This window comes from Candidatus Poriferisodalis sp. (assembly GCF_965208485.1).
Lineage (GTDB): Bacteria > Actinomycetota > Acidimicrobiia > Acidimicrobiales > Poriferisodalaceae > Poriferisodalis.
Genome location: NZ_OZ242344.1, coordinates 4,402,049 through 4,412,500, shown reverse-complemented (window position 1 = coordinate 4,412,500; position 10,452 = coordinate 4,402,049). Strand labels below are relative to the sequence as shown.

Annotated in this window: 13 protein-coding genes (1 of these 13 running past the window's edge); all 13 read right to left on the bottom strand. The window is 67.7% G+C overall.

Going from position 1 to position 10,452, the window contains the following annotated elements; translation table 11 throughout:
* Positions 1-438 carry the start of a tyrosine--tRNA ligase gene (gene tyrS, locus ACOGXQ_RS20100; protein ID WP_419945377.1) on the bottom strand. The gene continues 834 nt to the left of window position 1, outside the view, so only the first 438 of its 1,272 coding nucleotides appear in the window; its start codon is at positions 436-438; the stop codon falls past the left edge of the window.
* Between the two features lie 87 nt (positions 439-525).
* Positions 526-1,293 carry an ABC transporter permease gene (locus ACOGXQ_RS20095; RefSeq protein ID WP_419945376.1) on the bottom strand — a complete coding sequence of 256 codons (768 nt, stop codon included), beginning with the start codon at positions 1,291-1,293 and terminating at the stop codon, positions 526-528.
* Complete coding sequence (locus ACOGXQ_RS20090; RefSeq protein ID WP_419945375.1) at positions 1,290-2,246, bottom strand: ABC transporter ATP-binding protein; 957 nt, start codon at positions 2,244-2,246, stop codon at positions 1,290-1,292. Before ACOGXQ_RS20090 ends, ACOGXQ_RS20095 begins: the two co-directional genes overlap by 4 nt.
* Positions 2,246-2,536: a hypothetical protein gene (locus ACOGXQ_RS20085; RefSeq protein WP_419945374.1), complete on the bottom strand. Its 291-nt coding sequence runs from the start codon at positions 2,534-2,536 to the stop codon at positions 2,246-2,248. Before ACOGXQ_RS20085 ends, ACOGXQ_RS20090 begins: the two co-directional genes overlap by 1 nt.
* 64 nt (positions 2,537-2,600) lie before the next feature.
* Entirely contained in the window at positions 2,601-2,849 is a 249-nt protein-coding gene (locus ACOGXQ_RS20080) for a hypothetical protein (protein ID WP_419945373.1), read from the bottom strand.
* Positions 2,850-2,900: 51 nt separating this feature from the next.
* Positions 2,901-3,593 carry an NUDIX hydrolase gene (locus tag ACOGXQ_RS20075; RefSeq protein ID WP_419945372.1) on the bottom strand — a complete coding sequence of 231 codons (693 nt, stop codon included), beginning with the start codon at positions 3,591-3,593 and terminating at the stop codon, positions 2,901-2,903.
* Positions 3,590-4,222, bottom strand: coding sequence for a DNA-3-methyladenine glycosylase (locus ACOGXQ_RS20070; RefSeq protein ID WP_419945371.1), 633 nt, complete (start codon positions 4,220-4,222; stop codon positions 3,590-3,592). Before ACOGXQ_RS20070 ends, ACOGXQ_RS20075 begins: the two co-directional genes overlap by 4 nt.
* Positions 4,223-4,229: 7 nt before the next feature.
* Positions 4,230-5,690 carry an argininosuccinate lyase gene (gene argH / locus ACOGXQ_RS20065; RefSeq protein WP_419945370.1) on the bottom strand — a complete coding sequence of 487 codons (1,461 nt, stop codon included), beginning with the start codon at positions 5,688-5,690 and terminating at the stop codon, positions 4,230-4,232.
* Between the two features lie 20 nt (positions 5,691-5,710).
* On the bottom strand, positions 5,711-6,172 hold the full coding sequence (gene argR / locus ACOGXQ_RS20060; protein WP_419945369.1) for an arginine repressor: 462 nt from the start codon (positions 6,170-6,172) through the stop codon (positions 5,711-5,713).
* A complete protein-coding gene (gene argF / locus ACOGXQ_RS20055) occupies positions 6,169-7,107 on the bottom strand; it encodes an ornithine carbamoyltransferase (protein ID WP_419945368.1) in 939 nt (312 codons plus the stop codon). Before argF ends, argR begins: the two co-directional genes overlap by 4 nt.
* Positions 7,107-8,360 (bottom strand): aspartate aminotransferase family protein, encoded by a 1,254-nt coding sequence (locus tag ACOGXQ_RS20050; RefSeq protein ID WP_419945367.1) that lies wholly within the window; start codon positions 8,358-8,360, stop codon positions 7,107-7,109. Before ACOGXQ_RS20050 ends, argF begins: the two co-directional genes overlap by 1 nt.
* Positions 8,357-9,253, bottom strand: a complete 897-nt coding sequence (argB, locus tag ACOGXQ_RS20045) for an acetylglutamate kinase (protein WP_419945366.1) — start codon at positions 9,251-9,253, stop codon at positions 8,357-8,359. The genes ACOGXQ_RS20050 and argB overlap by 4 nt, the downstream gene beginning before the upstream one ends.
* Positions 9,250-10,359, bottom strand: coding sequence for an N-acetyl-gamma-glutamyl-phosphate reductase (gene argC / locus ACOGXQ_RS20040; RefSeq protein WP_419945365.1), 1,110 nt, complete (start codon positions 10,357-10,359; stop codon positions 9,250-9,252). The genes argB and argC overlap by 4 nt, the downstream gene beginning before the upstream one ends.
* Positions 10,360-10,452 lie beyond the last annotated feature (93 nt).

Genomic DNA, 10,452 nt, shown 5'->3' with positions numbered 1-10,452 from the left:
CTGCACGGTGACGTGCTTGCCGACTTCGCGCAGGAAGTCGAGCACGCCCACGCCGACGGTCCAAGCCCGGTTGTCCAGCAGCCTCGCCGCGTAGGGGCCGTCGTCGAAATCCAGGAACTGGCGCAGCTGCGGCACGATGCCTTCCAGGTTCCGCGCAAGCGCTTCGTCATCGAGCAAGTTGCGCTCGGCTGAGCGCTCGCTCGGGTCGCCGATCATGCCGGTCGCTCCGCCGGCAAGGGCGATCGGGCGGTGGCCGCCCAATTGCAGCCGACGCAGCGTCAGCAGCCCCATGAGATTGCCGACGTGGAGACTGGCGGCCGTGGGGTCGAAACCGCAATAGACCGTGATCGGGCCGCTCTCCAGGCGCTTCGCGAGCGCCCGGCGGTCGGTCGTCTGATGAATCAGACCACGTGCCTCGAGGTCAGCCAGGACATCCACTGAGCCAGTTTGCCCGCAGCATGGCCGCGGCGCGACAGCAATTTCGCCTGACAGGCCACGCTGGACGGTCCCGGATTGATGAGGAAGTCAGCTGCGAGGCGTCCAACGGAAGTACCGCACCGTCACCAGCACGCCGAACAAGCCCCAGATGCTGAGAATCAGCCAGCGTCCTGCTGGCCATGGCACTCCTTCGACGAAGGGATCGAACGTGCGGCCCAGTGCGAGGGCGAGATGTTTGATCGGGAATATGTCGCCGATGAGGGTCATCCAGCGCGGCGCTCCGTCCGACGGGATGAACACGTCGGACACGAAGTACAGCGGCAGCACGCACATGTTGGTGATCGCAGGCGCCGCTTGCTCGCTGGGGCAGATGCATGTGATGGCGAGCCCGAGGGCTGCGAAGGCCGCCGCCCCCACGACGAGCGTGATGAACAGGCTCGGAATGGCGGCCACCTGAATCTTCACCCCGTACCCGAACCGGCCGATCCCGATCACCAAGACGGTCATCAGCGCCGTCAGCGCGAGCGAGGTCGCGATGTGACCGCCCACATAGATTCTCGGCGGCAACGGCGTCGCCCGCATGGCCTTGAGCACGCCGTTCTCGCGCTTGACAACCATGATGATGGCCTGATTCATGAACGTTGCTGACACCAGCGCCAGCGCGAGGATGCCCGGCACGTACACCGTGGCAACGCGCGCCCCTGTCGAACTCATCACCTCGTTACCGAAGATCGACGTAAAGATCACCAGAAAAATGATCGGCAGCGCCACGGTGAAGAAAGTGGCTGCGGGGCTGCGCCAAAAGCCCAGGAGGTTGAACAGCGTCTCGCTGCGCAGCTGCCGAAGGCTCCTCACGAGTCGTCTCCCGTCAGCGCCAGATAAGTGTCTTCCAATGTCGGAGGTCGAATGGCCAGCGAGTCCAGTCGTGACCCGGCGGCATCCGCAGCGGACAGCAGCGCACGCACCACCCCACCGACATCGTGGGCAGCCAGCTCGGGCCGAGTCTCGCTTCGCAGCCCCGTCGAGTGCTCCACCGGTGCAGATCGGTCCTCCCCCGTCAACAGTCCTCGCAGCTGGTCTGGCAATTCGGAGGGGTGTAACTCTGCTGCGTCCCAGCTAATCCGAACCGGCATCGCAGCTTGGGCGGCAAGCTCCAGTGCGGTGCCGTCAGCCACGATGTGCCCATGGGAGATCACCACGATCCGATCAGCCAGGTGATCCGCTTCGTCCATGTAGTGGGTGGTCAGCAGCACCGTCACGCCCAGCGATCGCAATCCGCTGATCGTCTTCCAGGCTTCGCGCCGGGCGGCAGGATCGAAGCCGGTCGTCGGTTCGTCCAGGAAGACGAGCTCAGGATTGCCCACAAGGGCGAGCGCAACCGCCAGTCGTTGTTTCTGGCCGCCCGACAGCCGTCGTGTGCGGGTCTTCGCTGCGTCGGACAGCCCGACTCGTTCCAGTACTTCGGTCGTCGGGAGCGGAGAGCTGTAGTAGGCCGACCACATCGTCACGATCTCTGCAGCGGTGAAGTCTCCCTCGTGCTTGGCACCTTGAAGCACGACGCCGATGCGCTCGCGCCACGCCGACGTGGCCTCGGCGGGATCGACGCCGAGTACCTGCACGTCGCCTGAAGTCCGAGTCCGAAGTCCTTCGAGGATCTCGACCGTGGTGGTCTTGCCGGCGCCGTTCGGTCCCAAGAAGGCCAGCACCTCGCCCGTCGCGACAGACAGGTCGACACCCCCAACGGCCTCATTGTCCCCGTATCGCTTGGTCAGTCGCGAGACCTCGATGGCCGGATCGCCGCCGTCCATCAGACTCTGGTTGCCCCGACCTCTGGATCCCGTCGCAGCACGGGAGCAGCCGCAGAGCCCGCTGCCTCGTCGGCATATCGCTCGGGATGCATGAGCTGCGGCCGCACGGCACCCGCATAGAGGAGCACGGTCAACGGCCCGAACAAGATGATCATCAGCACCCAGTGATAGCGGCGCTTGCCGACCTTGGCAAATCGTTCGCGGCCGAGCCGGATGACATCGACGATACCCGCGGCCATGATCGCCGCAGCCGTCGCTGCCGCGGCGACCAGCAGCGTGCCCAAGCTCACTGCGCCACGCTAGTGGTGACCTCGACGTCGAGCACCGGCGGGTGGGGCCGCCCCCAGCGCAGCGTCAGGTTCCCAGTGAGCTCACCAGGTCGGCGACGTACACCCCCGCGCCCGCCGCTCCGGCGACGACGAGTCCGATGCCGGCGGTCCAGATCGCGCCGTTGAACAGCAGGCGACCGCCCACGGCCAGCACGACAGTCGCTGCAATGACCGGCAGCACCGTGCCGGGGACGTAGGACACGACAATCCAGCCCGCAACGAGGCCGCACAAGCCCAAGACGATGTCTTCGACCAGCCCCACTACGGCGCGCACAAGCTCACCGTACGCGCACCCCAGGTGCGCGTGGTCCTGCAAGGCAGACGCTCAGCCGTTTGCCGGCCGGTTTGAACGATGGACGGCACGAGCGACGCTGAATCCGTAGCGAGCCAGCCGGCGAGTGCTGGCATCGAGGCCCAGATCTGCATCGGTGAGCTGATCGGACGAAATCCACCGCAGCGCGTCCGACTCGTGATTTCCCAGCGGGGAGGCGCCCGGCGGGCTTCGGACCACATAACGGACGTCAAAGTGCAGGTGAGAGGGCTCTCTGTCGCGGCGATTGACGAAGAGGTGCACGTCGACGTCGATGGGCTCGGTCCAGACCTCCAAGCCCCCGATGCCGATCTCCTCTGTCGCCTCGCGCAGCGCCACTCCCCACAGCGTCGGCTCGCCGTCAGCGTGGCCGCCCGGCTGCAGCCAGCGGCCGATCTTGGCATGCAAGAGCACGAGGCCGCGGGTTGCGTCGTGATTGACCACCCACGCGGAGGCCGTCAGATGGCCGGTCTCGCAAGAGCGATGCAGTGCGTCAGGGTGGCGCGCCGCGAAGGCGAGCAGCCTGCGCCGGTGCTGAGCCTGAATGCGGTCTCTTGGGGTGAATCGCTTGACCGTCTCGACTGCCTCGGCGAGGCCGCTCGGCTCATCAGAGGGGACGGGTCGCGGCTCCACGGCCGCAGCGGCCTGCCAGCGAGGCCTCGGGGGACTCCCCCTGCGGGCGGCGTACTCGTGGCCGGCGCCGGTCACGGCGCACTCGCATGCGGGCTCGCAGGGATGTACCAGCGCCACGGCAGGTCGGTGCCACGGCTGATCCCGATACGCGGTGACCTCGCCAGGCAAGCCGGAGACCAGCCGTCGTCGCAGATGCTCAGGCCACCATTCGAGGTGAGGTCACAGCCGTCGTGCGATCCGTCGATGCCGAACGCCTGGGTGAGCTTGGCGGGACCCGAGCAGAGTTCGGTGAAGGCAACGGGCCGGCCGGCTGAGCTCCGGCAGGCCGTCATGATCTCGGACCCCTGAACGGGTTCCACCGCTCGCAGCAGCACAGCGTCGCCGGTTCCCGCTGGTGCACAGACTGCGTTGGCGCACCAGTGCAAGCCGTAGATCAGGTACACGTACAGACGCCCCGGCGGGCCGAACATGGTGGCGTTGCGGGCTGTCGGACCGTTGCGAGAGTGCGCAGCGGGATCGCCGTCGCTGCTGTAGGCCTCAACCTCGACGATGCGTCCGGCTCGCGCTGTGACATGATCGCATCCGTCGTCGCGCACCAGCAGCTTGCCGACCAAGTCCGGGGCGACCTCGGTTGCGGGGCGCTCGTAAAAGTCCGGCTCGAGCGCGAGGGCTGCCACGTCGGTCAGCGACGGGCCGTCAGCCACTGCTTCATCAACCGCTTGCCGCGGCAAGCGCGGCGTCGAGGCGATCCAACTGCACAGACACGGCGTCGGGACCGCCCGAACCGGGCGTGGTGCGAGCACGGTACGCGCCCGGAGGCACAAGCCGTTGCGCCGCCGACGGCCCTAGGTCCGGATGGCCGGACACCAGCTCGATCAGGCGATTGGCGCGCGTATCGGGGTCCGGGCCATCGAGCGCATCGCGTACGAGCGCCGCCACCAGAGCGTGCGCGTCGCGAAACGGCATCCCGTTGGCCACGAGCCATTCGGCCACATCGGTAGCTGCTGCGAACGGATCGTCTGCGCCGCGGGACATCGCGTCGGCGTTGAAGCCGACCGTGCGCAGCAGGCCGTCAAGCGCCATCACCGTGAGGCGGACCGTGTCGACTGCGTCGAACAGCGGTTCCTTGTCCTCCTGCAGGTCCTTGTTGTAAGCGAGCGGGAGGCCCTTGAGCGTCGTCAGGAACCCGGCCAGATGTCCTACCAGTCGGCCCGCCTTGGCCCGGGCCAGTTCCGCGGCGTCCGGGTTCTTCTTCTGCGGCATCATCGACGAACCGGTGGCGAAGGCGTCGTCGAGCTCGACGAACCCGAATTCCGCGCTCGACCACAGGACGATTTCCTCGCCGAGGCGTGACAGGTGCACGCCCGTCATCGCCAATCCATGCAGCGTGTCGGCGACAAAATCGCGGTCGCTGACAGCATCGAGCGAGTTCTCAAAGACAGCGCCGAAACCGAGCTCTGCCGCAGTGAGGGCCGGGTCGAGCGGCAGCGAGGAACCCGCCAGGGCTCCGGCGCCCAGCGGAGACACATCGGTGCGTCGCCTGGCTTCGCTGAGACGCTGGAGGTCGCGCAGCAGCGCCCACCCATGGGCAGCCAGATGATGCGCGAGACCTACCGGCTGTGCCTGCTGCAGATGCGTGTAGCCCGGCAGCCGCAGGTCTGCGGAATGGGCCTCGCGAGCGCGTTCGGCCAAGGTGCAAGCGAGGCCATGTATCGACCCCGTGACCTCGTCGATGGCGACGCGTGTCCACAGGCGCAGGTCGGTCACCACCTGATCGTTCCGGCTGCGGCCGGTATGCATCTTGGCTGCTGCCGCACAGAGCTCCGTGGCGCGACGCTCCACGGCGGTGTGGATGTCCTCGTCGGTCGGAGCCCACGCCATGCTGCCCCCGGCGATTTCGGCCTCCACCTGCGCGAGCGCCTCGACAATGCCGTCGCGCTCGTCGACGCTCAACAGACCGACATCGCACAGCATCCTGGTGTGAGCGCGCGACGCAGCGATGTCCTCGGCGAACATGCGCCGATCGAACGGCAGCGAGTCGCTCAGCGCCGAGAGCGCCTCCGCCGGCCCGGTTGCGAAGCGTCCGTGCCACAGCGTGGCTGTGCCCGGGGGGGACGTTCCGCCGGCGGCGATGTCCGATCCGGCGGGGTGTTGGGCGTCGTCATCAGACATCGTCTCAGCCGTTCAGACGTTCACAGATCGGCCAGTTCGCGGCAATAGTCGGCAACCGCAGTCCCGCCGGGGTTCTCGGCGGCCACGACCAGCAGCGTGTCATCCCCGGCCACGGTGCCGACCACGCCGTCAAGATTGCTGCGATCGATGGCCGCGGCCACCACGTGGGCGGAGCCGGGTGGAGTGCGCAGCACCACGATGTTCTGCGAGGACTGCACGTCCAGCACCCAGTCGCCGAACACGCGCCTGAGGGTGTTGGTGGGCAGGGTCTCGGGCGCGTCGGTCTCGGGCACCGCGTAGGCCGTGCGGCCTGCGGTGCGCATCTTGGCGACGCCCAACTCGTCGAGATCACGGTTGACCGTGGCCTGGCTGACGTCCACCGAGTGATCGGCGAGCAGAGCGACCAGTTGCGCCTGGCTGCCGATCTCGCGGCTGGCAAGCAGCTCGCAGATGAGGTGCTGGCGCTGTGCCTTGGTGGTCACGGCCCCGCTCCCTGCGCTGGGCTTGCTGACGCTGCACCATGCAGCGCCGGGCCTGCCAAGAACGCGAGCAGGCCCCTCGCAGCGTGCATGCGATTGCGGGCCTGCTGCCAGACGCGGCTGGCCGGCCCGTCGATCACTTCTGCAGCCACCTCTTCGCCCCGACGCGCTGGCAGGCAATGCAGGAAGATCGCACCGGGGGCTGCCAGCGACATCAGTTCTGGCGTCACCTGGTACGGACCGAACGCAGCCAGTCGCTCGGCCTGCTCGTCCTCCTGGCCCATCGAGGTCCACACGTCGGTATAGACCACGTCGGCGCCCGCGACGGCCGCCGCGGGGTCGTCGGTGACCGTGCACCCGCCGCGCGACGCGATGCGGTCCAGCGTTGCCCCAGACGGGCCGTAGCCGTCCGGCACCGCCAGCGAGCTCTCGATGCCGACCATCGCGCAGCCGATGGCCAGTGATCGCCACATGTTGTTGGCGTCGCCGACGAACGCAACCCGCTGCGCGCGATCCAAACCGATGCACTGCGAGACAGTGAGCAGGTCTGCCACGGCCTGGCAGGGGTGCGCGTCGTCGGAAAGCAGATTGATGACCGGTGCCACCTCGCAGGCCGCCATGCGCTCGAGGTGGCTGTGCCGAAAGACGCGCGCTGCGATGACGTCGTGAAAGCAGGCGAGCGTTCGCGCGATGTCCTCCGCCGTCTCGCGCACGTCCATGCCCACCTCTTCGGGGCGGATGTAGACCGGATGCCCGCCGAGCTGGCGGACCGCCATCTCCATCGAGTTGCGAGTGCGGTTCGACGACTTCTCGAAGACCAGGGCGACGCCGCTGCCAGCCAGGGCCGGCGGCGCAGCCTCCGGCGCGCCCGACGAGACGTCGAGCACCCATCGGAGCTCGTCAGCAGACAGATCGTCGACTTCCAGGAAGTGGCGCATCAGCTGGGTCCGCCCTTGCCGGCGAGCACCTTGGCGAAGATGGCCAACCCTTCGTCGATCTGCTCGCTGGACACCACCAGGGGCGGCGCGAAGCGCACGGCCGTCGGCGAGATGCCGTTGACGACCAGGCCGGCCTCCAGGCACGCGGCGGCCACCTCAGGGCCGCTGCGCCCGATTGCATCGGTGTCGAGATCGGCTGCGATGAGCAGACCGAGGCCGCGCGTGTCGACGACGCCCGGGACGCCCATCAGCTTGCCCGCCAGTTCTTCGCCGCGGGCGGTCGCCAGCGCGCGCGCATCGATGGCCTCCATCGAGCGCAGCACGGCACGCGCAGCGCTCGCCGCCAGGGGCTGACCTCCGAACGTGGTGGCGTGATCGCCCGGCTGGAACGCTGCGGCTACCTCTCGACGCGCCCAGACCGCACCGATCGGCACTCCGTTGCCCAGTGCCTTGGCCATGGTCACGATGTCGGGCCGAGCCGCCCCGGTGGGCCCTCCGGTTGGGTCGAAGTGGTGGTGCCAGGCAAACCACTCCCCGGTACGGGCCAGACCCGTCTGCACTTCGTCGACGATGAACGTCATGTCGCGCTCATCGCAGATCTCCCGGACGCGGTGCAGGTAATCGCCGCTGGCGACATTCACCCCTCCTTCGCCCTGCACGACTTCGAGCAGCACGGCGCAGCAGCTCGGGTCCAGCGCGGCCTCCAGGGCCTCCGCGTCGTCATAGGGCACGTGGCGGAATCCCTCGGGCAACGGCTGGAACGTCTCGTGCTTCTCGGGCTGGCCGGTGGCGTGCAGCGTCGCCAGCGTGCGCCCGTGAAATGAGCGCAATGCGCTCACCACCACATGGCGGCCGCGCCCGCCGTACTTGCGAGCCAGCTTGATTGCTCCCTCCAGGGACTCGGCGCCGCTGTTGCAGAAGAACACCTGCCCGCCGCCGCCCTGCAGCCGGTCGATGGTCTGGGCCACCTCGACCTGCGGTTCGGTGCCGAAGAGGTTCGACACGTGCAGCAGCGTGCGCGCCTGCTCGCTGAGCGCGTCGGCGACGGCCGGATGGGAGTGGCCGAGCGAGGTCACTGCCAGGCCCGCAAGGAAGTCCAGGTAGCGCTTGCCGTCGCGGTCATACAGCTCGCAGCCGCTGCCGCGCACGAATTGCACCGGCGGGGGGCCATAGGTCGGCATGAGCGGGCAGTGCTCCAGCGTTTCGCCGCCCATCGCAGCGGCGTGCGCCGCTTGGGGTCGTGCTTCGGTCATGACGCAGTGAACCTTTCGGTCGGTCGGTCGTCGGTGATCATCGTGCCGACGCCTGCGTCGGTGAACAGCTCGACGAGCACCACGTGCGGCACGCGGCCGTCGAGCAGATGGGCGCTGTTGACTCCGTTGCGAACGGCGCTGATGCACGCCTCGATCTTGGGGATCATCCCGCCGGCGATCTTCCCGCTCGCCAAGCGCGCGGCCAGCGAGCCGGCTGTGGTGCGACTGATCAGCGATTCCGGTCGGTCGACATCTTCCAGAAGGCCGGCGACATCGGTGAGATACACCACCTTCTCGGCCTCGAGCGCCGCAGCCACGGCACCTGCCACGGTGTCGGAGTTGATGTTGTAAGCCTGCCCTTTCGCGTCGGCCCCGATCGTCGAGATGACCGGGATCAACCCTTCGGCCAGCAGTCGCTCCAGCAGATCGGTGTTCACGTCGGTGACCTCGCCGACGAAGCCGAGGTCGGGGTTGCGCGCCGTCGCGGTGATGACCCTGCCGTCCTCGCCGGAGATCCCCACGGCCATCGGACCGTGCACATTGATGGCCCCGACGATGTCCCGGTTGACCTTGCCCACCAAGACCATGCGCGCGATGTCGAGCGTCTCCGCGTCGGTGACCCTCAACCCGTCGCGGAACTCCGACGTCTTGCCCAAACGGGCCATGAGATCGCCGATCTGCGGTCCGCCGCCGTGCACGACAACCGGGGCGAGGCCGATCTGACGCAGCAGCACCATGTCCGCGGCGAAGCCGTCGGTCAACGTCGTGTCGACCATGGCGTTGCCGCCGAACTTGATGACCATCAACTTTCCTCGCCAACGGCTGATGTACGGCAGCATCTCGACGAGGAACCGGGCGCGCTCGAACTCCGAGGCGTGAGCCCTGTCGCTCATGGCATCAGCCCCGTTGTCGGCAAACCGGCTGTCTCGGGCAGGCCGAGCGCGACATTCGCGCACTGCACGGCTCCGCCGGACGCGCCCTTGACCAAGTTGTCGATGGCGCTGAGCACCACCAGCCATCCGGTGCGCGGATCTACCCTCGCGCTGAGATGGCACGTATTGGCGCCGAGCGTCGCCTTGGTGTGGGGGGCGTCACGATGCACCACCACAAACGGCTCGCCTGCGTAGAAATCTGCCAGCACGCCGAGTGCGCCCTCGGTCGTCATGCCCCCCATCGAATCCGACAGCGGCCTTGCGTAGCACGTCGCCAAGATGCCGCGCACCATCGGCACGAGATGCGGCGTGAACAGCACCTGGCATCCGGTTGCCTGCTCGATCTCGGGCGTATGGCGGTGATCGAGCAAGCCGTAGGCCACGAAGTCCTCGTCGACGGTCGAGAACGTTGTATTGGGTTTGGGGGCACGGCCCGCGCCGCTGACGCCCGACGCCGCGTCGACGACCACCCCGCTGGTGGAGATGTGGCCGCCGCGGGCGAATGGGGCAAGTGCCAGCGCCGCCGCAGTGGGATAGCAGCCAGGCACGGCGATGCCCGCGGCCCCGCGCAATGCCTCACGGCCCAGTTCCGGCAGCCCGTAGGGGAATTCGCCGAGCAGTTCGGGCATCGGATGGGAAATGCCGTACCACTGGGGGTAGTGCGTCGCATCGGTCAGGCGGAAATCCGATCCGAGATCGATCACGCAGCCCACGCGCTTGTAGAGATCGGCGACGACCGGTGCGCTTGCCATGTGCGGCAACCCCAGAAAGACCGCGTCGAGGCCGATGAAGACCTCGGGGTCGTAGGCGCAGTAGCGGAGCTCGCCGTAGTCGGCGGCCAGGCTCGGGTACAGGTCGCGTACTGCGGCCCCGGCCTGCGTGTCACCGGCAACAGCGATGACGTCGAACGACGGATGCCCGGCAGCCAGGCGAAGCAATTCCGCCCCGGTGTAGCCCGATGCACCGACGATGCCGATGCGCACCGACTCATGTGTCGCCGAACCCATGCGCGCCGGCTCGGCCGATGCAGTGCCCGCGCTCTCGGGTGATTCGGTGTGTGCGTTCATTGCAGCCAACATGCTAGCACCGTCTCGGCTCGATTATTCATCAATTTGCAATTTTATTCAGCAGCGGATATTCAGCAACGCAGGTGGCGACTG

What these genes read in the sequence shown, in the direction of transcription:
- argC (WP_419945365.1), bottom strand. Translation starts at nt 10,359, where the DNA reads ATGAACGCACACACCGAATCACCCGAGAGCGCGGGCACTGCATCGGCC.
- ACOGXQ_RS20050 (WP_419945367.1), bottom strand. Translation starts at nt 8,360, where the DNA reads ATGACCGAAGCACGACCCCAAGCGGCGCACGCCGCTGCGATGGGCGGC.
- argH (WP_419945370.1), bottom strand. Translation starts at nt 5,690, where the DNA reads ATGTCTGATGACGACGCCCAACACCCCGCCGGATCGGACATCGCCGCC.
- ACOGXQ_RS20090 (WP_419945375.1), bottom strand. Translation starts at nt 2,246, where the DNA reads ATGGACGGCGGCGATCCGGCCATCGAGGTCTCGCGACTGACCAAGCGA.
- argF (WP_419945368.1), bottom strand. Translation starts at nt 7,107, where the DNA reads ATGCGCCACTTCCTGGAAGTCGACGATCTGTCTGCTGACGAGCTCCGA.
- argB (WP_419945366.1), bottom strand. Translation starts at nt 9,253, where the DNA reads ATGAGCGACAGGGCTCACGCCTCGGAGTTCGAGCGCGCCCGGTTCCTC.